Raw genomic sequence first — 24,595 nt, 5'->3', positions numbered from 1 at the left:
CATGAAACATGAAATTATTCTTCCCGAAGGATGGCCTAAACCCAAAGGTTATAGTAACGGCGTTTTAGCTGCAGGGCAGAAAATATTGTTTATCGCAGGTCAGGTGGGATGGTCGCCGGAGGAGAAATTTCATAGCGAGAAGCTCGTCCCCCAATTCGAACAGGCACTAAAAAATATTCTTGCTGTTATAAATAAGGCGGGAGGTAAGCCGGAACACATCTGCCGGATGACTTGTTTCTGCAAGGACAGAGACCAGTACCTCGCTTCACGCAGGGAGTTGGGTGCGATCTGGAAACAATTGATCGGAAATCATTATCCCGCAATGAGTATGATCTTTGTGGTTGATTTGCTTGATCATCCGGCAGTAATAGAAATCGAAGCAACAGTAGTCATTCCGTAAATACCAAATGAAAAGCGTTCATGCTGCAGCTGAATGAGATACAACGAACAATCAGAGATACTTTCCGGGATTTTACAGACCGGAAGGTAAAGCCTGCGGCAGCACTGATGGACGAAAGAAAGGAGTTTCCCCGCGAATTGTTTCGCGAAGCCGGGAATCTTGGTTTCTTCGGAATGCGCTACCCGGAAAATGAAGGCGGATCCGGAGCGGATGTGGTATCCTATTGCCTGGCGGTGATGGAACTGGCCCGCGGATCGGTATCCCTTGCGGCCGCCTGTACAATGCAATCACTGATGGGAACCTATTTTCTTTACCGTTTTGGAATTAAGGAGATCCGGGAGCAGTATTTTAAACCTGCACTCCGTGGGGAGCTCATCGGCGGGATTTGCATGACGGAACCTGACTCCGGAAGTGATCTGATGTCGCTGAAAACTTCTGCGGTTACCTGTGAGAAGGGTTTTCGCCTGAACGGCACAAAAACCTGGGTGACCTCAGCCCCTGTAGCTGATTTTTTCACGGTTTTCGCCAAAATTGATCAGTCCGATCAGCTATCCGTTTTTTTTGTTCCCCGCAATACAAAAGGTGTTACTATTGGGAAGTCTATTGAAAAAATGGGAGTAAAGGCCTCGCTTACGTCAGAGGTTTCTTTCATGAACGCGGAGATACCGGCGGAGTATCTGATGGGAGAACCGGGTGGTGGAACGGCTTGTCTCAGACAAATTCTTGCAGAGATCCGGATTATGACCGCTGCGATAGCTGTGGGCGTGGCAGATGCCGCGTTCACAGAGGCACTTGCCTACGCAAAAACACGTGTCCAGTTCGGAAAACCCATTGGAAAGTTCCAGGCGATGCAAATGAAACTCGCCGAAATGTTTGTCCGGCTTGATTCTGCCAGAAACTATGTGCTGTATGCCGCCGCCATGAGTGATAAGGACTTGCCCCGGCAAAAAGAAGCCATGGTCGCCAAATATCTTGCATCCGAGAACGCCGTGAGCATATGCGATGAAGCTTGCCGGGTCCTCGCGTCCTATGGTTATGCCATGGAATATAATCTGGAGCGTTATTACCGCGATGCACGTTTTACACTCATAGGAGGAGGCACGTCAGAAATACTGAAAATCAATATTGCAAAGGAATTAGGATTATAACTATGGGAAAGAAAGTTTTACTTGCCAAACCCGGACTTGACGGCCACGATGTAGGCGTTAAGGTACTTGCGCATGCCCTCAAGCAGGAAGGCTTCGAAGTAGTGTATACCGGCCTTCGTAAGTCTGTGGAAGAAATAGTGGACCGAGCGATGAAAGAGAAGGCGGATGTAATCGGCCTTTCTATTCTCTCCGGTACACATGCGATACTTTGTGAACAAATGGCCACGGAGATGAACCGGAAGCAGCTGAAAACGCCCTGGATCGTGGGCGGAAATATTCCTTCAGGGGATGTTCCCCTGCTCGAAAATTCGGGAGCATCGCGCGCCTTTGCAACCGGAACTCAGATAAATACCGTTGTTGGATATATTAAATCAATGCTAAAATGAAAAAACCAGTTATGTTTCCCAATGCCAGAATTCCTTACGGAACGTGGGGTAGCAGTTATTTCCCCGCATGGCAAAGCTCGCCTCTCGCAGAGGTGAATATCGGTCAGTTTGCCGGTGAGGCTGCGGCACGGATTTACGGCAGCCGGAAAATGCCCCTCTCTGAACTCGATTACCTCATCATCGGCTCAACGGTTCCCTGGCACTGGAAATTCTGGAATGCTACGGTGGTGGCCAGCTGCATGGGACGCAGGGTGCCGGGCTTTCAGATGGAACAGGCGTGTGCTACCGGATTACAGGCCATCGTACTGGCGGGTGCTCAAGTGCAAAGCGGAGCAAGTGAAGCGGTAGGGGTGCTCACATTCGACCGGACCAGTGATTCACCCGTCGGGGTTTTTCCTGAGCGCCGGGCCTACCGGAGAACGGAAGTGATCAGCGATGTATGGGATAATTTTGGCTTTGATCCAGCTACAGGCAGAGCAATGATCACCTCTGCGGGTAATGTGGCCAGAAAGTACGGAATTACGAAAAAAGAAGTGGATGAGCTGACCGCGTTCCGGTACGAACAGTATTTCAAGGGAAAGGAAAGCGGATTTCTGGACAGGGTAACTTTCCCGCTCGAGGTCCTGAATATGCAGGGTAAATCAATGGGAAAAATATCGGAGGATCTGGGAGTGAAGAAGATTTCCCTTGACACCTTGCGCGGCATGCGTGAACTTGATTCCTGTGTAACCGGTGGAACTCAAACCCACGCAGCCGACGGAATGGCTACCCTGATTGTATGTTCTCCCGAAAAAGCAAAATCGCTTAGCCGGAAGCCGGAGGTGGAAATAACATTCGTAGGTAAGGCAGAGGTGAGAGCAGGGGCGTCCTGCATGCCTGAGGCACCGGCGCTGGCTGTTCAGAAGGTACTTGAGCTTACAGGACTCAAATTGAAAGATATGGCCGTGATTAAAGACCACAACCCATTTGCGATCAATGACGCCGTATTTGCAAAAGTGATGAATTATGATTGGCGAAAAATGAATAATAACGGTTGCCCTCTCGTGTTTGGTCACCCCCAGGGTCCAACCCTTACACGCGTAACCATTGAAGCACTTGAGGAGGCTGTAGATATTGGAGGCGGGTATGTGCTCATCTTCGGCTGCGCTGCCGGAGACGTTGGAATTGCATCGGTTTTTAAAGTTGATTAAAAGAAGATAAACATGAAACAATCGCTCAGAAAATCTACCCTCGAATCGCTCGGACTCGGAAGCGTGATGGATATTTTTCAAAATGGACAGCTTCCGGTAAGTACCGGAGAAATGGTCACTAAAGTATTCGGACCTGAAGGCAAACGTGGTGCCATGATCATATCCGGTGCCAATGGTATTGTAGGTGCCGGAAAGGTAATGCAGTTCGCGTCACGTCTGCTGGACTATGGTGTGCCGATTATCGCGCTGGATCTTCCCGGTTCACCGGACGGAATTTCCAAGCAATATTCCGGACTCGTAAAGGCTTTTGGTAAAGCAGGCGCTGATAATATTATGAAAAATATTATTCGGCTGAGTTACGATGGGAAATCATTGCCCGCGGATTTGAAGCGTTACCAGCCTAAGTTCCTGCTGGAAGCCATCCCCGAAAAGCTGGAACTTAAAAAAGATCATTATAAGCTGTTCAGGAAGGAGTTTCCCGGCATCCATATCTGGTCCGTTACATCCGGATTTCCTGCTTCCCAATTGGGTGTTGGTATTGCCCATCCGGCTTTCCCTCACGAAATCAATAAAATATTTGAAATCGTGGAAGGAAAGGTTTCTGATCAAACCCGGCTCTTATGGTCAATGGGACTGATTCCCATGCAGGTAAGCGACGACTGGTCCTTTGTACTTGATGTATTCTTCTGCGGTTTGATGAACGCCGGTGTGCGTTTTGCAGAAAAGACTAATATGCCGTATTGGAAACTGGATAAATATATCCGGCAGTTGGTAGGCCCCAACCCTTTCCGTGCGCATGATGCAATTGGTGCTAAAGGCTCCAACTTTCTTACCTGGTCCTGCCTCCATCATCTTAGTCTGGAATACGGCCCGCTGTTCGCTCCGGCGGCCAATCTGGTAGAACATAAAGACAGCGGAATGAACTGGTATCCCTTGGATCATTTCCGGCCGCTGGTGAACTGGACGATGAATGAGGAAGAAAAGGAAATGCTGAGGGTGATGATTCAGGGTGCTTTATTTCAGATGACCACCATCATGATCCACGAACAGCGCAGCGATCTGACTACTATGAATTCCATCGGAGAACTGTGCGCTCAGTTTACTCGCGGCATGCTGGCACTGATACGTCGTATGGGTGAGTCAAAAGTGCTTCAGACCATTAAGGCCTACCACAAATATCATCCGGAGGCCGCAAAAACAAAATGGTACCCCGAGGTATTAAAAAAGATTAACAGCCCGGAATGGCAGCAGTTGTATGTCAATGCTGAACACAATGGAAAAACCGGTGTGATTACACTTTCACGTGAAAGCTACAACAGCGATGTGAATGAAGAATTGAACAGGGCGATCGATTGGCTCAAGAAGAATAAAATCCGCAGAGTTATTGTTACCGGCGACTTCCACTTCTCCACTCAAATGGTGGGTGCAGACACCACAGAGTTCTTCCCGGCTATAACCGATGAGAAAGCAGGACAGGACGTGGCCTATTCATGGTCAAAAACAGCCCGGAGGCTGCATTCTGAATTCGACATTTCCGTTGGATTTATCAGCGGAAAGCGATGCATGGGAGGCATGCTGGAACTTATGATGCATTGCCATTATTTATTTGCAACAAAAGATACCGTACTTTCTATGCCGGAGGTAACGTTGCCTGTGGTGCCTGGAATGGAGGGTTGCCACTGGGCTATCCGAAAGGCACGCCCTGCTGACCGTCAGAAACTGATCGACATGCTTCTGGTTGGTAAGCAGGTGAAGGCCGGTGAAACCGTAGGTTGGTTCGCCGATTATTCTGATTCGCTGGAGAAAAATTTGGCTATGGCCTGGAAAATCATGGAGAAGGGAGAATCGGCCCTGCCCATGCGCAAAGTGGAGGAAGGCCCTGTAACCAAGTTGGTGATCAGTGATAAATACATCGCCGGTGCAAACGGAAATTCCGAGTCGGTGCGTGCAATTGCCAAATGTATCGAAGACTCCTGTAAAGCAGATCTTAAAGATGCGATCACTGTTCAGGCAAAGATCTCCGCTAAGTTTATGGTGTCTCCCCAGTGCAGAAAGGGACGGGTAGGAAGTGAATATGACAAAGTAATGGGAAACTGAACTGAACAACATGCAGAAAGAAAGCATAAAACCCAAAGCAACTGAGTTGAATCAGGTGATCCTGGAATCAGGTGTCGAGGTAAAACCCCTTTATACACGGGAAGATGTGATCCGTACTAACCCTGAAGGCGAGCAGGAAAAACCGGGAGCGTTCCCGTTTACAAGGGGAATTCATCCCCTGATGTACCGGAAACGACCCTTTACCATCCGTCAGTATGCAGGGTTCGCTTCACCTGAGGAGTCCAATGAAAGGTTCAAATTCCTTATCCGGAATGGTCAGAACGGACTCAATGTGGCTTTCGATCTCCCAACACAGTGCGGACTGGATTCCGATGATCCGAGAGCGAAAGGGGAAGTAGGAAGAGTTGGCATGTCGGTTGATACGCTGGAAGATTTTGAAATTGCGTTCAGAGATATCGATCTGGAAAAGATCACCGTTTCCATGACCATTAACGGTTCTGCTTTGGTGATAATGGCGATGTACTTTGCTCTGGCGGAAAAAAGAGGATACAACCTGAGCGAACTCAGGGGTACCGCGCAAAATGATATTCTTAAGGAATTCATCGGACGGGGAACCTGGATATTTCCCGTTAATCACTCCGTGAAACTGGTGGTTGATACCATCGAATATTGTGCGAAAAATATTCCCCGGTATTCGCCCGTGAGTGTTTGCGGTTATCATATTCGTGAAAGTGGGGCAAATCCGGTGCAGGAGATGGCCTATGCCTTCTGCATTGCGAAAGCTTACTCAGATGAAACGATCAGAAGAGGGATTAATATAGACGAATTCGCTTCCCGCCTCTCATATAACTTTGATATTTACGGCAATCTGTTCGAACAGATCGCGAAATTCAGAGGGGGCCGCAGGTTGTGGGCAAAAATCATGAAGGAGGAGTACCAGGCAAAAAAAGAGGAGTCGGGCTGGATGCGTATGATTGCCGGCGGCGGCGGTGCCGGGCTCACTAAAGAGCAGCCGGAAAACAATATTGTGCGTACAGCATATTACGCACTGATTTCTGCTTTGTCAGGCACTCAAACCATGGCGCTTTGCACATACGACGAAGCGTTTACTATACCAACAGAAAAATCTGCAGAGATTGCGTTACGAACTATGCAGATTATGATTCATGAGATGGGGGTATGTGATACCGTGGATCCTCTGGGCGGGTCGTACTATGTGGAAACACTTACAAATCAGTTTGAAGTATTGATCCGTTCCGAAATGAAGAAGGTGGATGAGTGGGGAGGCATCATCAAAGCCGTTACAGAAGGTAAGATACAGAAAGCTGTTTCGGAACAGGCTTATTTACGTGAAAAAGCGATGCAAGACGGAAATATTCTTAAAGTGGGGGTCAATTGTTTCCGGAAGGAAGAGGAAGCAAAAACAGTAGAGTTTCACCCGTACAATACGAAAGCCGCCGAAGACCAGATAAGCAAGTTGAAGAAGATTCGTACAATCAGAGATGCAGCAAAAGTTAATGCGGCACTCGAAAAATTGCGTATAGATGCAAAGGAAAATAAGAATCTGATGCCTGCAACAATTAATGCAGTGAAGAATTATGCCAGCGTGGGAGAGATTGTCGGTGTGCTGAAGGAAGTTTACGGGGAATATAAAGAACCTGTTTTCTTCTGATTATGTCAAAACAAGTCACCATACTTTCTCTTGAACAGGCGCTTGCACTCCCGTATGCTACGCAGCGGCTGGTACAACAGGGTTACCGCGTGATACGAATCGAGACGCCTCAGGAAGGCAGCGAAAATGCAGGTGATCCAAACCGGTATATCGGCGCCGATCTGGGTTATCGGGATGCACGCTCGTATTATGTTGCACCAAATGTAGGAAAGGAAGCCATTACCCTAAACCTGAGAACACCGGAGGGGCGGGCGTTGCTTTTAACCTTGATAAGTGAATTGAAGGTGGACGTATTCATGTGCAATACGCTCCCCCGGCGTTACAAACAACTGGGTATTGATTTTGAAACTCTTCGAAGCGCCAATAAAGACCTGATCTGGTGTGGTATCTCCGCAATGGGTCCTGAATATCCGGATCGTGCCGGATACGATCCGGCATTACAGGCATTGCTCGGGTTCACCTACCTTACCGGGGAATCGAATGGCACTCCTGTGCCCTGTGGTATACCTGTTATCGACCTGAAGGCGGGTGACGAAGCGTTTACGCAGGTGGTGCTGGCCATGCTGGGTAAAGCGAATGGAAAGAGCGGCTCCGGTACCAACGGAAAACAAATTCATATTTCAATGGCTCAGTGCGCTGCAAGCTGGCTGATAACCGCCCTGCCGCAGCTTAACTTCGTAAAAAGTGACGATGAACTTTTTAAGCGAAGTGGCAATGAGCACCGAAGCTTTATTCCCTGTAATGCTTATCCAACAAGTGATGGCTTTGTTTATCTGGCCATTGGGAATGATATACAGTGGCAGCGACTGGTCTCCGCAAAGGGTTTTGAATCGCTGGCTTCGGAAACAAGAACCACAAATGCAGGGCGCTTAAAGGAAAAGGAGACGATCTACAAGGAAATCGGCCAAATTTCACGGCAGCATACCACGCAGAGTTTTTATGAATTATGTCTTTCCATGGATCTTTCTGTGTCTCCGATCAATTCTGTGCGGGAAGTCTCTGCTCTCGAATTTGTAAAGAAAACTTCGGTAAAAACACATTTGCCGGATGGCAAAGAGGCGGTTTTGTCACCTCCTTCCTATACTACAGAATTTTTATCTGCTTCGGATTTCACGTTGTCGTTCCCCCCTCGGCTGGGGGAGAATACAAGAGCGGTCCTCAAGGAATCCGGACTAACAGACACCGCCATTCAAACCCTGTTTGACAAAAAAGTCGTGTGATGCTGAGGCCAACTATAAATATCCTGAGCACGTTCTCCACGCCAAAAAAATTCGTGGTAATGGGAAATGTGGCGGTGGCGCGGGGAGCTGTTGAGTTCGGAGTGGATGGAGTTTTTTCATATCCCGGCACACCTTCAACAGAGATTTCTGAGGTATTTAATCATATCTGGCAATTTCAGTCGTCAAACGAAAATCAAAAAAAACACCCCTCACAATGCCTTCACAGGATTTATTTTGAATACAGCATAAACGAAAAAATTGCATTAGAGAAAGCCATCGCCTTCTCTATCGGGAACCGCAGCGCAATGTGTGTAATGAAGAACGTGGGAATGAATGTTGCCAGCGATGCATTGATGAGCATTCCTTATCAATCTATTATTGCACCGCTGGTGGTAGTTGTTTGTGACGACCCCGGATGCCATTCCAGTTCAAATGAACAGGATTCACGCCACTGGGGACCATTGGCCAATGTACCGGTTTTTAATCCGGCCAATCCTGCCGAAGCTCTGGAAATGACCCGGGAGGCTTTTCTGCTTTCAGCAGAACTAAAACTTCCGGTGATTATCCGGACTACTACACGGGTTTCACATTCACGAGGGGTTGTGAATTATGGTTCTTTGCAAAAGAACGAACGCCCAGCACATTTTGATCGTCTGCCGGAACATATCAATATTCCGGCGCGTACCTCGGCGGCACATGCCCGCCTTTTAAACAAACTTACGGGCCGCCCTGTCACTAAACGGCAAAAAACGTTCAGCCATTTGCAATACCGCTCGGCAGGGACTAAAACCGGGATTATCAGCAGTGGTGTTGCACTTGAATATGTTAAGGAACTGATCACTGATCCAAAACTTGTTTCGGTGCTGAATCTGGGAATGATTCATCCCTTTCCGGAGCGCGAGGTCCTGAAATTTTTAAAAAGACGTTTTTCAAAGATTCTTGTCCTTGAAGAATTGGATCCTTTTATTGAAGACAGGGTGAGAGTGCTTGCCCAGAAGAACGAAATCAGAACAAAAATATTCGGCAAAGGATTCGCAGGCTTGTCACCCTGCGGTGAGTTCAGTGTTGATCTTATCGCCGACGTCTTAAGACTATTTATCGGTAAAGGAGCCGGCCGGAAACAGGGGCACCTAAATCCGGGTGCCTTGAATTCCCAACTGCCAACACGGCCACCGGCCCTGTGTGCCGGATGTCCTCACCGGGCTACCTTTTATCTGTTGAAACTTGCCATACCCAGAGAACAATCAGATCTTATCCTCTGCGGAGATATTGGATGCTTCGGATTGGGAGCACTTCCTCCATTGCGAATGATCGACACCATCAATCACATGGGAATGAGCGTTTCAATGGCTCAGGGGCTTGGTGAAGCGTTTCGTTCTGCCGGAGATGAGCGTAAATTGGTAGCACTGGTGGGAGATGGAACTTTCTTTCATTCTGGGCTTGCAGCGCTGGTGAATGCGGTTTATACCCGGGCAAATATACTCGTCGTTATTTTTGATAACCGGACAATCGGAATGACCGGGCACCAGTCGCACCCCGGTGCTTCAAAGAAGGAATCCAAATACCAGGAGATCGATATCCCACCGCTGTTGCGCGGACTTGGTATTGAGGTGGTTGAAAGCATTAATCCTTTCGAATTAAAAGAGAGCTTCACAGCATTTAGCCGTGCGATGGAACACCGGGGAGTTTCGGTTGTGGTTGCGAAATCACCTTGTATTTTCCTTCCGGAGTTTGTGAAGGGGAGTGAGGGCCGAGTCAGAATACAGGTAGACCCGCAACGGTGTAATACCTGCGCAAACCATGAAGATATTGCACTGGCATGTTCAAGAATATATTCACCGGTTGCTAATCTTTCCAGAGCCCGGCAAAAACTTTTATCCGAAGTATCCGTTCCTGGAGATGAGCAGCTCTGCCCTGCTAACATATGTAATCACGGGTTCTTCCATTCGATACTGGAAGGTGATTATCGGGCGGCAGTTGAAATGGTACGTGATAAAATGTTGTTTGCCCGCACCTGTGGCGATATCTGTCACCGTCCTTGTGAATTGTTTTCAGGCAATCAAAATCCGGTACCTATCAGGGCACTCAAAAAATTTGTTGCTTCAAAGGAAGAATGGTTCAGCGATTTTTCACGGCCGGTGTCCCGGTCCGGAAATGCCAGAAAGATGAATAAAACGGTGGCGGTTATTGGCGCCGGCCCTGCTGGGCTCAGCGCAGCGTATGATCTTGTGCAGAATGGGTATAAAGTAGAGATATTTGAAAAAATGGAGAAGGCGGGCGGGATGGTTTCCTCCGTAATTCCCGTTTTTAGAATGGATAAAAAAGGGTATGAAACAGAAGCGATGGCGCTTCGGAAAATGGGAGTGGATTTTCATTTTGGGCAGTCGCTGGGACAACATTTCACCCTGGGCAGTCTGTCTGAAAAGTTTGATGCCGTGATTCTCGCCATCGGAATGTGGAAGCCCCGGATATTACCGCTTGTTGAACACCTGATGTCTTCTGAACGGTGCTTAGATGCCCTTTCTTTTCTGAAAAAATACAATTCTGACGAACTTCCGGCCGTAGCGGGTGAGCAGGTGGTGCTGGTCATCGGAGGCGGCAACAGTGCCATGGACGCTGCAAGATCTGCACGTAAAAGATTCCCCGAAGGGAAGGTAATTGTTTCCTGTTTGGAAAAACGGAATCAAATGCCGGCACTGGAAGAGGAAGTCTGTCATGCGGAGAGCGAAGGAGCGGAGATCCTTCCGGAAACGGTTCTGGTGAAAATTGAGAAATCAAAAAGGGGAGGCTGGAATGCGGTGTTGGAGAGCAATGCAGGAAAAGATATCCGGACTAACCTGGAGTGTGATTATGTGATCACGGCGATCGGCCAGGAGAGTGATACACGGGCGCTGAGCGAGATCGGAGCTAAGGATTTTGATGAAGAAAACCGGCTGCGCGACGGCACCATGGATAAATTTCCTAATGTCTTTTCCGCCGGGGATATAAGTTCGGGAAACAATATGAGTGTGATAGGTGCTATCTCATCCGGCAAACGTGCTGCAGTAGGTGTCAGGAAGTTACTGGAGAATTACCGATTCAGCTATGAAGGGGAACAGGCGCTCAGTAAGCTGAACCGGAGTACGAAGGAGGCCGTCAGGACAAGCGGTGTATCCCTCTCCGGGTTTTCAGAAAATGGTGCTGCAGCCGTTAAACAGCAACTGGAAAAATTTGATCTTTTCCAGGCGTGTATGAAATGTAATCATTGTATTGATAATTTCGGGTGCCCCGCCATGGTGAAAGTAGACGGGAAAATCGTTATTGATGATGCAAGATGTACGCTGTGTGGATTGTGCATTGATGTTTGTCCGAATAACGCCATTAGCTGGATAACCGAAAAAATAGAGAAACATGAAGGGATCATGGAAGTTTAAAACGAAACAGGGAGAGGTCGTTTCTTCTTCTGTTGCTGATATGTGGTTCAACGAGGATGAGATTCTTATTGTAAAGTATTATCACGACGTCGAGTTCACTTTATCGAAAGCTAAAGAATTAATAGCAAAATGCGAGGAAATGTGTGGTGGGGAAAAGGTTCGTACGATGATTCTGACCGGAGTTTTCGGGGAAATGCATGAAGATACCCGTAAATACCTGTATGGCCCGGATCCTGCCCGTCACCGCCTGGCCGCCGGAGTGGTGGTAAATAACCTTCCCCACCGGATGTATGCAAACCTGATCTCTAAATTCAGGAAGCATTTGTATCCGACGGCCGTTTTTTCTAAGGAAACAGATGCCTTAAATTGGCTAAGATCCCTGAGCGTATGAAGAATAAGCGCGCTAAAATATTAATATCCGGTGTGGGCGGACAGGGAATTGTCTTTTTGACAAATATTCTTACGGAAGCTGCGCTCATTTCCGGTGTACCGGTTTGTGCCAGTGAGATACACGGTTTATCACAAAGGGGAGGAGTAGTTACAGCAGGAATTGGCATCGGAAGAAATTGTACGGGGTTCATCGGCGAATCCAATGTGGATATTCTGATTGGGCTTGAGTTTCTCGAAACGCAGCGCTGCCTGAGGCATCTGCACAGTGAGAGCAGAGTAATTTTCGGGAAAACCAGGATAGAGCCATTCTCAGTGAAAGACGGGACATTTTTATATCCGGAGGCGGAACCGCTGCTAGCATGGATGAGGAACAATATTTTGGATCATATCTATGTGGATGAATTTCCTGAGGGTATCAGCCAGTCTCAATCGAATGTGTTTCTTTTGGGTGCTGCTCTTTCCCTGGACAACTTTCCTTTTACTGAGGAGACAATGATTCAAGCGATGAGAAACACAATTACTGAAGGATTATTGAACCGATCCCTGGTCGTCTTCAGTCAGGGGAGAGCTTGGGCAAGAAATCATAAAAAAGAACTTACCCTTAATATGAAATCATAATGAAAAAGACAGTTAAACGGGTAAAAGTGAAACAGGAAGAGAGTGTATCCTTATCTCTGACTGTGAACGGAAACCGGCATGTCTTGAAAGTACGTCCGGCTGCATTGTTGCTGGATGTGCTGAGAGATGTGCTAAAACTAAAGGGCACAAAACCGGGTTGCCATGAGGGTGAATGCGGAGCCTGTACGGTTCTTGTGAACGACATTCCTGTTAATTCATGCCTCTATCTGGCCGTGCGGGCAGAAGGAAAGAAAATTACCACGGTAGAGGGATTAACCGGCCCGGGAGGTGCTCTGAGCGCTGTTCAGAATGCACTCGTAGAGGAAGGCGCGGTGCAATGCGGCTTCTGTACTCCGGGAATGGCTATTTCTATGCAGGCCTTGCTGAACACACACAAAAGCAGGAAGAAATCAGGAAGGGGAACTAAATCTCTTTCCAGGGATGATATAAAAAAGCATTTCGAAGGTAATCTTTGCCGTTGCACGGGCTATGTTAAGATCATAGATGCAGCGGAGAAACTTCTTGCACAGTCAGAATGAAAAAGGAATATACAATTATTGGGAAACCGGTTCCGAAACAGGATGCAAAGATCCGCGTAACAGGGCGTGCTGTATACGGGCATGATATCGAGATTCCGGGAATGTTGCATGGTGCGATTTTGCGGACAGCGCATCCTAGAGCGGAGTTTGAACTGGACACCTCTGCTGCACGAAAGTTACCCGGAGTTGTATGCGTAATCACAGGAGACGATGTGGATACAAATAATATCAGCTACAAGCGGGATCATCCGATCCTGAAGAAGGGTGTAACAGGATGTATCCGGGATGAAATTGCTGCGGTAGCTGCGGAAAGCAAAGAGATTGCGGAGGAAGCGATCCGGCTGATTAAAGTGAAGTATAAGATTAAAAAAGGCGTTTTTTGTCCCGAAGAAGCACTCAGAGAAAATGCACCGCGTATTAATCCTTATTCGTCAGGAAAGTTTTCTCATCCCAATATCGCAGAAGTGTTTCACTATGAACATGGGGATGTGGAGGAGCAGCGGAAGCGCAGCAAGGTGATTCTCTCCAGAAGATTTACACTTCCCCGGATGACGCATGCCTGTATGGCAACGAGCAATATTACCGCTTCCTTTTCGCCGGTTGACGGAAAACTGCTGCTTTACAGTTCCACGCAGGTCCCTTTTCTCTATCAGCGGGATATGGCACATGCTCTTAAAATGAACCCATCGGATATCCGTATCATTCAACCGGTGATCGGTGGAGGATTCGGAAGTAAGCTGGATATGTATCCTTTTGAACCGATCTGCGCACTCTTGTCAATCAAAACCGGCAGACCCGTGCAGCTATTGTATTCAAGGGAAGAAGAATTTATTGCATCTCCTACGCGGCAACCTATGATTATTGACCTCACTGCCGGTATAGACGAGAAAGGGCGTTTCACTTTCAGGGAAGTAAATATTTTAAAAGATAACGGCGCCTACACGTCGTGGGGGGCAACCACTCCGTTTGTGATCATGCAGGCCTTTTCTTCGCTGTACAAAGTGCCCGCCTGCCGTTTTGATGCGAAAGCGGTGTATACGAATAATGTGTTTGCCGGCTCGTTCAGAGGGTACGGAAATCCACAGGCAACTTTTGCACTGGAAAGAATGATTGACCTGCTGGCGGATGAGATCGGAATAAGTAAAACGGAAATACGAAGGATCAATGCAAATGAAAAAGGAGAAGTGACCGGGCAGGGGCTCCACTATGAGACGTGCGGGCACAGGGAATGCCTGGATACCGTTATCACGGCCTCTGAGAACAAGAGGACTATTTCACCTTCTGAGAATAAACAACGTTTCCTGAAGGGCATCGGTTATGCATCCATGCTGCATGTGGGCGGAGGGGCAAAGATCTATCGCTCCGACGGATGCGGAACTACCCTCAAAATTGATCCGTATGGATTTTGTACGGTGATTACAGGATCTAATGAAATCGGGCAGGGTTCGGAAACCGTGCTGGCGATGATTGCGTGTGAGGAGATGGGAATAGATCTCAGCAGAATCAAAGTGATCAATACGGATACGGATGTAAAACCCTGGGATGTGGGTGTGCATGCTTCTCGGACCAGTTTTGTGGCCGGTAATTCCTTGCTTGGAGCGATCCGGTTGCTTAAGGAAAAACTCAGTAAGAAGGCCGCACAGTTGCTTGGAGAGTCGGATGCGACAATGAATTATACAAAAGGGCAAATTGTTTCGGCCGTATCCGGTGCATCCATCGCTCTGGATAAAGTGGTCCGGGAGATGCATTTTTCTGAACCGGGCGAACTGGCCATTGCCAGTTATTTTTATGAACCATCCAGCCGCTTTCAGGATAAGGCATTTAAAGGCAATGTGTCCGGAACCTATGCTTTTGCATCACAGGCCATTGAGGTGGAAGTAGATACGTACACCGGAAACATACGGGTGAAAGATATCTGGGTGGCGCAGGACGTGGGTAAGGTGCTTAATCCGCTGCTTCTGGACGGACAAATTCAAGGTGGAGTGGTTCAGGGAATCGGCTATGCGCTAAGTGAAGAGTTGTTAATGAAGGATGGAAAGATTCTGAATCCAAACTTTCATAATTATAAATTGCTGACGGCGTCTGATATTCCGGAAATTCACTTTTACCCTGTGGAAACGCTGGACAAACAAGGACCCTACGGCGCAAAAGGAGTGGGGGAGGCTCCCCTGATACCAACGGCGGCTGCTATCGCTAATGCAGTGGCGGATGCGCTACAGGCGGAAATACTGGATCTTCCCATCACCCCTGAAAAGGTTCTTCGGATTATTGCAGGCAAAAAAGCAGAAAAAAATTAACAAAAAGAAAAGACTAATAATAACTGCTGTATATGGCAATTCAGGTACTAAGACCGTCTAACCTTCCGGAGCTGAAAAAAGTGCTGCGCACCGGAGCAGGTAAGAATTTTCGGTTTATTGCCGGTGGAACAGATGTGCTGCCGCAAATAGCGAAGGATGATATCAGGGATCTGACACTGATTGATATTACCGGAATCAATAGCGCCGGTTTTTTTGCAGTAAAAAGATATTCCGGCGGATATAAGGCCGGCGCGGGTGTGAAAGTGGATGACCTGATCACAAACAAAGAAATAGGACTGCACTATCCGGTGCTCAAAGAAGCGGCATTGAGCCTTGCGTCGAACCAGATACGACAGGTGGCTACTATTGGAGGAAATTTATGTACTGCGTCGCCTTCAGGAGATGTGGCTTGTGCATTGATGGCACTTGAAGCGGGATGCGGCATCAGTCTGCCAGCCGGGAAAAAGCAGGTGAGTATTCTGAAGTTTTTTACAGGAGTAAGGAAAACCGTTCTGGGAAAGACCGGGTTACTCCTTTCGGTAGACATTCCTCAGAATCATAATAAATCACGACAGCTTGTTTCAGGATTTATCAAAGTAGGCAGCAGGAGGTCCATGGAATGCTCTGTTGTTTCACTCGCTTTTCATTTGCAATGTGATGCAAAGGGTACTATTCTCAGGGCCGGTATTGCTATTGGTGCTGTAGCTCCAACGATTCGTTTTGCACGAAGCGCTGCCATGTATCTTGAAGGAAAGAACATCCATGAAATCAGGGAAATGGAAAAGTTGGAATTCGCAGAGAAAGTTCTGGGTTACGCATCTCCCATTTCTGATCTCAGAGCATCCGACTGGTACCGAAAAGAAGTGCTGCGCAACATCTGTTTTGAATTATTTGACCGTGCAGGAAAATGAGTGAAAAAAATGCCCCTATACGGCTTCATTCCAACGAAAACTTTTACGGGTGTTCCCCGGAAGTGCTCACCGCCATCCGGAACAGCCCGCTGAGAGTACATGAATATCCTGCTCCTCCTGTCCGGCTGGAAGCAGCGTTGGCGCGAAAATTATCTGTTGATGCCTCCAATATAGTTGTTGGTGCAGGTTCGGTACGCCTGATAGACGGGATCATTCAAACCTTCAGTGAGCCGGGAGAAGAAATCATGGGTTTCGACTGCAGTTTTGTAGCCTACCGGCAACTGAGCGTTGCCCATCGCCGAAACTACGTAGCGGTTCCACACGAAAATTATTCCTTCAATACCCATCATCTGCTCAATAAGATAACTCCGGGCACTCGAATTGTTTTTATCGCAAATCCGAATAATCCTACCGGAACAGTAATGCATCATTCTACAATTGAGCAGTTCATACAGAAGGTGCCGGCACATATTCTGGTGGTCCTGGATGAGGCATATATAGAGTATGCATCAAAAGCGGACTTCCCTGACGGAATATCGCTCTTCAGGCGCTTTCCAAATGTGATTCTCTTGCGAACTTTTTCAAAGATTTACGGACTGGCCGGCCTAAGGGTGGGATATGCGGTAACCACGAAGGATAAAGCGGAGAAGTTGCAGCAAAGCAGGATACCATTTTTTCTTAATGCCCTGGCGGAAGAGGCGGCCTTGAGCGCACTACAGGACCAGAAATTTATTGATACATGCGCATCAACTAATGCCATTGCCAGGGATGCGCTCTTCCAGGGGCTCTGTAAAGCAGGCCTAAATGCTCTTCCCTCTAATGCTAATTTTATTTACGTACATTTTAAAGATGAAAAGGCGAAGGATGCGGTATTTTCCCGGTTAACGGATAATGGCCTGATGGTGTGTAACCTGGCGGTTTTCGGGCAGCCGCTCAGCCTCCGCATTGGTGTCGGAAATAATGAAGTGGTGGCACGCTGTCTGGCCTGCATTTCCTGAACACCTTTCTTATCTTTGTCTCATAAAATTCAAACTATGAAAAAAGCTTTTCTTGTTTGTGCTATTGCTGCACTTTCACCCTTAATGGCACAGGTTCTGCCAATGGATAAGGCCGTTTTTCAGGAAGCTAAACCCGGTTTCTTTCAAACAGACATCCTAACCGGTATAGAGCGTTTTCAAAAGGAGGATACGCCTCCCGCACCTGCACCGAAAAAATTTAAGATGGATATGTCAGTACTTGATATTCCGAAAGAGCTGAACCTTTATAAGAGACAGTGGTATAACGACCCTGTTTCTCAGGGAGCAACAAATACCTGCTGGGGATTTTCCACCATCTCATTTTTGGAATCGGAGGCGTTTCGTCTGAGCGGCAAAAAAGTTAAATTGTCGGAGATGTATATCGTTTATTACGAATACCTCGCCAAAGCGCAGCGCTTTGTGAAGGAGCGCGGAATGTCTGCCTTTGCAGAAGGATCTGAATCTAACGCGGTAACCCGCATGATGAATGAATATGGAATTGTGCCGTTATCTGTATACGACGGACTCAATGAAAAGCAGCCTTATCATACGCATGTTCTGTTGTATAAGGAATTGAACGCATTTATGAATCAGGTGAAGGCCAATGGAGCCTGGAGCGAAACCTTTGTCTCCCAGACCGTACGTTCAATTTTAAATCATCACATCGGAGAAGTGCCTTTGCAAATAAAACACGAAGGAAAAAATATTACCCCAAAAGAATTTATGACCAATGTACTGAAGTTGAATCCGGATGACTACGTAGATTTTATGTCGCTGATGGAGGCCCCCTATTTTAAAAAGGCTGAATATAATGTTCCGGACAACTGGTGGCATAGCACAGATTATTATAATGTACCGCTGGAAGAATATATGAAGGCCATTAAAACAGCGATACGAAATGGTTACACCATCGCTATCGGTGGTGATGTTTCCGAACCCGGCCTGGATCCTACCTACCAGGCGGCGGTAGTTCCCGACTTTGACATTCCCGGACCTTATATTAATGAGTATTCACGGCAGATGCGTTTCACCAATGGCACTTCTACTGATGATCATGGAGTGCATCTGGTGGGATATTATGAGAAGGATGGGGTAGACTGGTACCTGATTAAGGACTCCGGTTCGGGATCAAGGAATTGCGGCAAGGAAAGTGCTTGTTTCGGATACTATTTCTTTAGAGAAGATTTTGTAAAGCTTAAGATGCTCAGTTTTACAGTACACAAGGATGCCGTGAAGACACTTCTCGCTAAATGTAACTAATCACCTGTTTCAATATGAAATTTGCGAAATGGCTGGGAGGTAGTATCGGATGGGCCTTCGGCGGACCACTGGGCGCTGTATTGGGCTTTGTGCTCGGAAGTGCAGTTGACAATCTTTCAGGTACCGGTAATGCCACCGCCCGGGGAACTACCGGTGAAGGAGACTTCAATGTATCTCTTTTGGTTCTTTCCGCTGCGGTGATGAAGGCCGACGGAAAGCTGATGCGATCCGAACTGGATTATATCCGTTCTTTTTTTCGTCAGAATTTTGGTGAAATAAAGACGAATGAAATGATGTCGGTGCTGAAGCGACTCATGGAGCAGGAAATCAGGGTGGAAGATGTGTGTATGCAGATCCGGGCACACATGCCTCAGGCCGGACGCCTGCAGTTGCTGCATTTTCTGTATGGCGTTTCCAGAGCGGACGGCGAGGTCCATCCTAAGGAAGTTGAAATGATCAACCTGATTTCTGGTTTCCTCGGTGTAAATGAAGCTGACGCGGACAGTATCCGGGCTACCTATTATCAGGATTTGAAGCACGACTACCTGACCCTTGAAATACCGGAAACCGCTTCCGATGAGGAATTAAAAAAAGCGTACCGGCGGATGGCTGTTAAATTCCATCCGGATAAAGTGGAAGGGATGGGAGAGGACGTAAAACGGGGGGCGAAGGAAAAGTTCCAGCGGCTGCAGGAGGCGTATGACCGCATTCGAAAAAGCCGGAATATCAGTTGATCCGGATGGCTACCTGAAGAAAGTTATTTACTGCTCCCAGCACTTCATGCTTAACATAATAGGATTCAACGTAGTCGCACCATGCTTTGAATTCATGAACAGGCACATTGAATTCATCGAACAAAAGGATATCTCCCTTTTTAAGATAAGGATGCAAGGTGGTAAGTACATAAAGTGTAGAGGAGTAGAGGTCTGCGTCTATATGCACCACCAGCCTGCGCCGGAACGCATGATTCGCTAAAAAACCGGGCAGGGTCTGCTGAAACAATCCCTGTATAAAAATACAGCGGGCATCGCCCTCCACATCCGGAAAACTATTCCCTGAAGACATATCCCCTTTCTTATAAGGACCCCAGTCCTCCGGCAACCCGGTAAACGTATCGAATCCATAGAACATGCATGAGGCGTCGGTTATACGCTTCCTCCACCATTGAAAGGAGTGACCCTTGGATACTCCGAATTCCAGGTAGTCGAAACCAGAGAGTTTCTCCGTTTCAATCACATGCTCAAACAAGCGGAGCCGGTGGTTGTATACCCTTTTGAAAACATAAAAGTCGTTGAATTTTAGGTGAGAATGGCGAGCGATCCAGCGGGAGGCACGTGAGGAATAACCCAGAAAAATCAAAAGGCCGGAGCACCATCCAAAGAACCAGTGCATACGGAAGAAATAAAACAGTCCTTTGAAAAATCCTCTCACTTTCACGGGGCTGAAATTACGAATTTCTCTATGCTCTGTATAAAAAAGAAGGGCTCCGGAGGAACCCGGAGCCCCAACCAAACCAGATCATCCCTAACCCCATTTTGACCTGATCGGTATATATCGGAGAATCAAATCACCTTTGCATTCGGATAGCGGGTCAGCCAGCTTTGCAGCGCCGATTTACTCTTCACATAAATGATGGTTCTGTGGTCGAGCTGAACCTTGATTACCTCTCCGGACGGGTCTTTGACCGCCTTTTTTGATTTCTTCATTTTAGTTTCATTTTTCATTCTTCCCTCCTAATCTTTCTACTGGTATAACGCAAAAACCGCACCGACATTCAGGGGCTTAACACAATTTAACATCAGGCTACCTTTTGGGGCATTTTCCCGTTTTTTTCTTTCGCCAGAGGATTCCGGAAAACTACTTCGTTTTCAAACACATCCATTATAATTTCACTATCTTTTTTCACCTTTCCGGCCAGGATTTGACGACTGAGTTCATTTAGTATATGCTTCTGAATCACCCTTTTAACGGGTCTGGCACCAAATACCGGGTCGTATCCCTGATTGGCCACCCAATCCAGGGCGAATTCAGTGGCACCCAGGCGAATTCCTTGTTCTGCCAGTTTTTCCTTCACACTGCCAAACTGAAGCACTACAATGGACATCACCTCTTTTCGGCTAAGTGGAGTGAAGAGAATGGTTTCGTCTATCCGGTTTAGAAATTCCGGCCGGATCGTTTTCCGGAGAAGATCAAATACCTCTGCACGGGTGCTTTCTATTATTTCTTCCCTGTTGTTCTCGTTCAGGCGTTCAAAATTGCCCTGAATGATATGAGAACCCAGATTAGAGGTCATTATGATTATTGTATTCTTAAAGTTCACCACGCGACCCTTGTTATCTGTCAGGCGGCCGTCGTCGAGCACCTGAAGCAGAATATTGAATACATCCGGATGTGCTTTTTCGATCTCATCCAGTAATACTACGGAGTATGGTTTACGGCGTACGGCTTCTGTGAGTTGTCCACCTTCATCATAACCCACATAACCCGGAGGAGCTCCCACGAGTCTTGAAACGGAATGCCGTTCCTGGTATTCACTCATGTCAATGCGGGTCATGGCGTTTTCATTATTGAAAAGATATTCCGCCAGGGCTTTTGCAAGTTCCGTTTTTCCCACCCCTGTTGTGCCGAGGAAGATGAAGGAACCAATGGGCCTCCTTACATCCTGCAATCCGGCTCTGCTTCGGCGCACCGCATCGGAAAGTGCAATGATTGCCTCTTCCTGTCCGATCACACGCTTGTGCAATTCGGTCTCAAGAGAGAGAAGTTTTTCACGTTCACTTTGCATCATCCGGCTCACCGGTATGCCTGTCCATCTGGAAACCACACCGGCAATATCCTCCGCATCTACCTCTTCTTTGATTAGCGGAGATCCCTTTTCTTTCATCTCGCTCATCGCTTTCATGTGCGCTTCCAGCAGCTGTTCCTGCTCTTTTACCTTTCCGTATCTTATCTCCGCTACTTTACCATAATCTCCTGCTCGTTCGGCCTGCTCTGCTTCCAGACGCAGTTGTTCGATTTTCTCTTTCACCTTCTGGATTCCTTCTACCATCTCTTTTTCCTGCTGCCATTTTCCTTTGAGGGCATTTCGCTGATCAGATATTTCTGCGATCTCCTTGTTCAGGCCTTCCAGTTTTCCGGTATCATTCTCCCGTTTGATGGCCTCGCGTTCGATTTCGAGCTGGCGGATTTTACGTTCAACCTCGTCGAGTTCTACGGGCATGGAATTCATCTCCATCCGTAACTTGGCTGCTGCTTCATCCACCAGATCAATAGCTTTGTCTGGTAAAAAGCGATCCGTGATATACCTCTGGGAAAGCTCTACAGCCGATATAATGGCTTCGTCGCGGATTCTGACTTTATGGTGATTCTCGTATTTTTCCTTAATTCCTCGCAGAATGGAGATGGCATCCTCCGAGGAGGGTTCCTCTACCAGCACTTTCTGGAAACGGCGTTCCAGGGCCTTGTCCTTCTCGAAATATTTTTGGTATTCGTTCAGCGTTGTAGCGCCAATTGCACGCAAATCACCGCGTGCGAGAGCCGGCTTGAGAATGTTCGCTGCGTCCATTGCGCCTTCGCCTCCTCCCGCTCCTACCAGGGTATGAATCTCGTCAATGAAGAGTACGATCTCTCCATCGGAACTGATCACTTCCTTTATCACCGATTTTAAGCGCTCTTCGAATTCTCCTTTATATTTCGCGCCGGCAATCAGTGCCCCCATATCCAGGGAAAATATTTTTTTACTCCGAAGGTTTTCTGGTACATCCCCACTGATAATGCGGTGTGCCAGTCCTTCTGCAATCGCTGTTTTTCCTACACCTGGTTCTCCTACCAGTATGGGATTGTTCTTGGTACGCCGCGTGAGGATCTGCAATACCCGGCGAATCTCCTCGTCCCGTCCGATCACCGGGTCCAGCTTTCCGCTTTCGGCCCGCTCATTCAGATTAATGGCATATTTCGACAATGCATTATAGGTGTCTTCCTGCGTCTGACTTGTTACTTTCTGTCCTTTCCTCAATTCCTGAATGGCAGCCTTTAAAGTGGTTGAAGTAATCCCCGCGTCTTTCATTATCCGGCTAACCGCATCCTCACCGTGTAACATGCCGAGCAATAAATGTTCGATGGATACGAACTCGTCTCCGAATTCTTTCAGAATGGATGTCGCTTTGCCGATTACTTTATTGGATGCGGCGGAAAGGTAGGGTTGCGCACCGCTCACTTTCGGATAGCCTTCGACCGTTTTATCAATCGTGATCGAAAATGTTTTCGGATTCACGTTCAGTTTTTTAAGCAGGAAGGGCGTAACGCTTCCGTCATCTTCCAGTATCGCCTTGAGGATGTGGCCGGGTTCTATAGATTGCTGTTCGTTCCCCAACGCGATCTGAAGGGCCCTCTGAATGGCCTCCTGCGATTTAATCGTGAAGTTTGAGAAGTTCATAGCTTTCGTTTTCTAAGAACCCGCAAGAAGTAATCCAAGCCCGCGAACCTGCTCTTTCGGCAGAGAATGGGCAGTGACGTAGACGATTTGTCCGCTCCGGACACGAAATACTGACGTACGGACATAAAAAAACCCCGGGGAACCCCGGGGTCTTTTCTATAGAAAGCAAAGAAATTACTTGACTACATTGATCTTACCGCTCTTCACAGTACCGTTTGCATCCGTAAGGCGATACATGTAAACGCCTGCGGGAAACTCAGTACAATTAATCTGAAGATTTCCGGAAGTAAGATTGGCCACGTTGTAAACTTCCTTACCAAGCACATCCACCAGGCTGAAAGAATAATCAGTCAGGTTTGCGCCATTGGCAAGCAGGATACCTACATTGGCAACTTCAGTTACCGGATTCGGCCATACATTCATGTTGAGAACAACAGAATTCTCATCAATTCCTGCAGCAGAAACGGTTCCTTTCAACTGGAAAGGAAGCGCTACAGTGCTGTTGAGTTTTGCGTCGGCAAGTGCTGCGAAAGCTCCCGCACCTATCTTTTGCTGTGCATTACCCATATTAACCTGTGAAGGAATAGTTACAGGATTTGCCCAGGGGCCGGAAGCAAGTGTTCCGCCGCAACGCCAGTCAACCCAATAAGTGCCGGGACCAAGCATCAGCTGAGGGCTGAACTTGTGAACAGTACGCATGATCGGACGGGTATTAGCTGTTGCCAGATCGAAGGTACGTGTCCGGTAGCAGTTGCTGAATGTTGACCCGTCGAACAGGTTGCTGGCAGTATCTCCATACAACACAGTACCTGTTCCGAGGTTCGCATCCCAAATGAAAAAGTCAATATGCGTCATTGTGGATGTGGTGGAGGAACCGGTCTGATAACCGTAAACGATCAGGGAGTCAATGAACCAGTAGGTGTTAGCCGGGATGGTGAAATCGTCAGCAACACGATTGAAGTTCGCAAGCTGGTGACCGAATCCGTAAGTGGAGTGCGTGGCTGTATCAAGGGCGGAAGCATCAGCACCTCCGGGACCTTGTCCGGGGTGAGATACGAAAGGTCCGTTATTGATCAGAACCTGTGCACTCATGGTCATCCCCGCAACTAAAGCAGCAATAAACAGAGTAGATTTTTTCATGTGTTTGGTTTTGTTTGTTTGTGAGTGTAAAATTAATAAAAGCAGGGGGCTTGGCCTCGCACCTTAGGGTCTTTTTTCCAAAAGTTGCAAGCTATGACCAAGCTTTTCCTTTTTTGTAGTTAAGTACTTGATATTAAACTGGTTAGGCTGAATTTCTATTGGTACGTTTTCAACAATTTCCAGCATATATCCGATGAGCCCGGCCCTTTTTTTCGGGTTGTTGGTCATGAGACGGATTTTACTGACTCCAAGACTGCGGAGTATTTGCGCCCCTACACCGTAATCTCTTTCGTCGGGCGCGAACCCCAGCTGAACATTCGCTTCCACCGTATCCAGCCCGTTTTCCTGCAAGCGGTAAGCCTGCAGTTTATTGAGCAGCCCAATGCCTCTTCCTTCCTGATTCATATAAACGATCACGCCTTTTCCTTCCTTGTCTATCATCCGCATGGCTTCATGTAACTGCGGACCACAGTCGCACCGGCAGGAACCAAAAACATCGCCG

Annotated in this window: 21 protein-coding genes; 16 read left to right on the top strand and 5 right to left on the bottom strand. The window is 47.6% G+C overall.

Annotation, left to right across the window (positions count from 1 at the left end; genetic code table 11):
- Position 1: 1 nt before the first annotated feature.
- Genes IT233_08660 through IT233_08585 form a run of 16 tightly spaced genes read left to right on the top strand, consistent with a single transcriptional unit; the run spans position 2 to position 19,252 of the window.
- Positions 2 to 400, top strand: coding sequence for a RidA family protein (locus IT233_08660; GenBank protein ID MCC7302700.1), 399 nt, complete (start codon positions 2 to 4; stop codon positions 398 to 400).
- A 20-nt stretch (positions 401 to 420) separates the two neighbouring features.
- Positions 421 to 1,548: an acyl-CoA dehydrogenase family protein gene (locus IT233_08655; GenBank protein ID MCC7302699.1), complete on the top strand. Its 1,128-nt coding sequence runs from the start codon at positions 421 to 423 to the stop codon at positions 1,546 to 1,548.
- A 2-nt stretch (positions 1,549 to 1,550) separates the two neighbouring features.
- Entirely contained in the window at positions 1,551 to 1,934 is a 384-nt protein-coding gene (locus tag IT233_08650; protein MCC7302698.1) for a cobalamin B12-binding domain-containing protein, read from the top strand.
- Positions 1,931 to 3,124, top strand: coding sequence for a thiolase family protein (locus tag IT233_08645; protein MCC7302697.1), 1,194 nt, complete (start codon positions 1,931 to 1,933; stop codon positions 3,122 to 3,124). Before IT233_08650 ends, IT233_08645 begins: the two co-directional genes overlap by 4 nt.
- 12 nt (positions 3,125 to 3,136) lie before the next feature.
- Positions 3,137 to 5,221 (top strand): hypothetical protein, encoded by a 2,085-nt coding sequence (locus IT233_08640; protein ID MCC7302696.1) that lies wholly within the window; start codon positions 3,137 to 3,139, stop codon positions 5,219 to 5,221.
- Between the two features lie 10 nt (positions 5,222 to 5,231).
- Positions 5,232 to 6,854: a methylmalonyl-CoA mutase gene (locus IT233_08635; protein MCC7302695.1), complete on the top strand. Its 1,623-nt coding sequence runs from the start codon at positions 5,232 to 5,234 to the stop codon at positions 6,852 to 6,854.
- A gap of 2 nt (positions 6,855 to 6,856) precedes the next feature.
- Positions 6,857 to 8,074: a CoA transferase gene (locus IT233_08630; GenBank protein ID MCC7302694.1), complete on the top strand. Its 1,218-nt coding sequence runs from the start codon at positions 6,857 to 6,859 to the stop codon at positions 8,072 to 8,074.
- Complete coding sequence (locus tag IT233_08625) at positions 8,074 to 11,487, top strand: FAD-dependent oxidoreductase (GenBank protein ID MCC7302693.1); 3,414 nt, start codon at positions 8,074 to 8,076, stop codon at positions 11,485 to 11,487. Before IT233_08630 ends, IT233_08625 begins: the two co-directional genes overlap by 1 nt.
- A complete protein-coding gene (locus IT233_08620) occupies positions 11,465 to 11,878 on the top strand; it encodes a hypothetical protein (GenBank protein MCC7302692.1) in 414 nt (137 codons plus the stop codon). Before IT233_08625 ends, IT233_08620 begins: the two co-directional genes overlap by 23 nt.
- Entirely contained in the window at positions 11,875 to 12,495 is a 621-nt protein-coding gene (locus IT233_08615; protein MCC7302691.1) for a 2-oxoacid:acceptor oxidoreductase family protein, read from the top strand. Before IT233_08620 ends, IT233_08615 begins: the two co-directional genes overlap by 4 nt.
- Positions 12,495 to 13,034, top strand: a complete 540-nt coding sequence (locus tag IT233_08610; protein MCC7302690.1) for a (2Fe-2S)-binding protein — start codon at positions 12,495 to 12,497, stop codon at positions 13,032 to 13,034. The genes IT233_08615 and IT233_08610 overlap by 1 nt, the downstream gene beginning before the upstream one ends.
- On the top strand, positions 13,031 to 15,331 hold the full coding sequence (locus IT233_08605) for a xanthine dehydrogenase family protein (GenBank protein ID MCC7302689.1): 2,301 nt from the start codon (positions 13,031 to 13,033) through the stop codon (positions 15,329 to 15,331). The genes IT233_08610 and IT233_08605 overlap by 4 nt, the downstream gene beginning before the upstream one ends.
- Positions 15,332 to 15,363: 32 nt before the next feature.
- Entirely contained in the window at positions 15,364 to 16,242 is an 879-nt protein-coding gene (locus IT233_08600; protein MCC7302688.1) for an FAD binding domain-containing protein, read from the top strand.
- On the top strand, positions 16,239 to 17,240 hold the full coding sequence (gene hisC, locus IT233_08595; protein ID MCC7302687.1) for a histidinol-phosphate transaminase: 1,002 nt from the start codon (positions 16,239 to 16,241) through the stop codon (positions 17,238 to 17,240). Before IT233_08600 ends, hisC begins: the two co-directional genes overlap by 4 nt.
- Positions 17,241 to 17,276: 36 nt before the next feature.
- Entirely contained in the window at positions 17,277 to 18,518 is a 1,242-nt protein-coding gene (locus tag IT233_08590) for a peptidase C1 (GenBank protein ID MCC7302686.1), read from the top strand.
- Between the two features lie 14 nt (positions 18,519 to 18,532).
- Positions 18,533 to 19,252 (top strand): molecular chaperone DjiA, encoded by a 720-nt coding sequence (locus IT233_08585; GenBank protein MCC7302685.1) that lies wholly within the window; start codon positions 18,533 to 18,535, stop codon positions 19,250 to 19,252.
- Here IT233_08585 and IT233_08580 read toward each other — a convergent pair.
- The 5 genes from IT233_08580 to IT233_08560 all read right to left on the bottom strand — a co-directional run.
- Positions 19,245 to 19,955 carry a macrocin O-methyltransferase gene (locus IT233_08580; GenBank protein ID MCC7302684.1) on the bottom strand — a complete coding sequence of 237 codons (711 nt, stop codon included), beginning with the start codon at positions 19,953 to 19,955 and terminating at the stop codon, positions 19,245 to 19,247. The genes IT233_08585 and IT233_08580 overlap by 8 nt on opposite strands.
- Before the next feature lie 125 nt (positions 19,956 to 20,080).
- The gene (locus IT233_08575) at positions 20,081 to 20,224 is read right to left on the bottom strand and encodes a hypothetical protein (protein MCC7302683.1); all 144 of its coding nucleotides are present in this window, start codon (positions 20,222 to 20,224) and stop codon (positions 20,081 to 20,083) included.
- 92 nt (positions 20,225 to 20,316) lie between these two features.
- The gene (gene clpB, locus IT233_08570; GenBank protein ID MCC7302682.1) at positions 20,317 to 22,953 is read right to left on the bottom strand and encodes an ATP-dependent chaperone ClpB; all 2,637 of its coding nucleotides are present in this window, start codon (positions 22,951 to 22,953) and stop codon (positions 20,317 to 20,319) included.
- Between the two features lie 174 nt (positions 22,954 to 23,127).
- Entirely contained in the window at positions 23,128 to 24,093 is a 966-nt protein-coding gene (locus tag IT233_08565; protein MCC7302681.1) for a T9SS type A sorting domain-containing protein, read from the bottom strand.
- Between the two features lie 63 nt (positions 24,094 to 24,156).
- A partial coding sequence (locus IT233_08560; protein ID MCC7302680.1) for a GTP cyclohydrolase II occupies positions 24,157 to 24,595 on the bottom strand: 439 nt, incomplete at its 5' end.

This window comes from Bacteroidia bacterium (assembly GCA_020852255.1).
GTDB lineage: Bacteria > Bacteroidota > Bacteroidia > JADZBD01 > JADZBD01 > JADZBD01.
The sequence above is the reverse complement of the archived record's forward strand: the minus strand, read 5'-3'. Positions and strand labels throughout refer to the sequence as shown.

Excerpts from the sequence above, each read along its gene's own strand:
- IT233_08660 (MCC7302700.1), top strand. The coding sequence starts at position 2 with ATGAAACATGAAATTATTCTTCCCGAAGGATGGCCTAAACCCAAAGGT.
- IT233_08655 (MCC7302699.1), top strand. The coding sequence starts at position 421 with ATGCTGCAGCTGAATGAGATACAACGAACAATCAGAGATACTTTCCGG.
- IT233_08650 (MCC7302698.1), top strand. The coding sequence starts at position 1,551 with ATGGGAAAGAAAGTTTTACTTGCCAAACCCGGACTTGACGGCCACGAT.
- IT233_08645 (MCC7302697.1), top strand. The coding sequence starts at position 1,931 with ATGAAAAAACCAGTTATGTTTCCCAATGCCAGAATTCCTTACGGAACG.
- IT233_08640 (MCC7302696.1), top strand. The coding sequence starts at position 3,137 with ATGAAACAATCGCTCAGAAAATCTACCCTCGAATCGCTCGGACTCGGA.
- IT233_08635 (MCC7302695.1), top strand. The coding sequence starts at position 5,232 with ATGCAGAAAGAAAGCATAAAACCCAAAGCAACTGAGTTGAATCAGGTG.
- IT233_08630 (MCC7302694.1), top strand. The coding sequence starts at position 6,857 with ATGTCAAAACAAGTCACCATACTTTCTCTTGAACAGGCGCTTGCACTC.
- IT233_08625 (MCC7302693.1), top strand. The coding sequence starts at position 8,074 with ATGCTGAGGCCAACTATAAATATCCTGAGCACGTTCTCCACGCCAAAA.
- IT233_08620 (MCC7302692.1), top strand. The coding sequence starts at position 11,465 with ATGAAGGGATCATGGAAGTTTAAAACGAAACAGGGAGAGGTCGTTTCT.
- IT233_08615 (MCC7302691.1), top strand. The coding sequence starts at position 11,875 with ATGAAGAATAAGCGCGCTAAAATATTAATATCCGGTGTGGGCGGACAG.
- IT233_08610 (MCC7302690.1), top strand. The coding sequence starts at position 12,495 with ATGAAAAAGACAGTTAAACGGGTAAAAGTGAAACAGGAAGAGAGTGTA.
- IT233_08605 (MCC7302689.1), top strand. The coding sequence starts at position 13,031 with ATGAAAAAGGAATATACAATTATTGGGAAACCGGTTCCGAAACAGGAT.
- IT233_08600 (MCC7302688.1), top strand. The coding sequence starts at position 15,364 with ATGGCAATTCAGGTACTAAGACCGTCTAACCTTCCGGAGCTGAAAAAA.
- hisC (MCC7302687.1), top strand. The coding sequence starts at position 16,239 with ATGAGTGAAAAAAATGCCCCTATACGGCTTCATTCCAACGAAAACTTT.
- IT233_08590 (MCC7302686.1), top strand. The coding sequence starts at position 17,277 with ATGAAAAAAGCTTTTCTTGTTTGTGCTATTGCTGCACTTTCACCCTTA.
- IT233_08585 (MCC7302685.1), top strand. The coding sequence starts at position 18,533 with ATGAAATTTGCGAAATGGCTGGGAGGTAGTATCGGATGGGCCTTCGGC.
- IT233_08575 (MCC7302683.1), bottom strand. The coding sequence starts at position 20,224 with ATGAAGAAATCAAAAAAGGCGGTCAAAGACCCGTCCGGAGAGGTAATC.
- clpB (MCC7302682.1), bottom strand. The coding sequence starts at position 22,953 with ATGAACTTCTCAAACTTCACGATTAAATCGCAGGAGGCCATTCAGAGG.
- IT233_08565 (MCC7302681.1), bottom strand. The coding sequence starts at position 24,093 with ATGAAAAAATCTACTCTGTTTATTGCTGCTTTAGTTGCGGGGATGACC.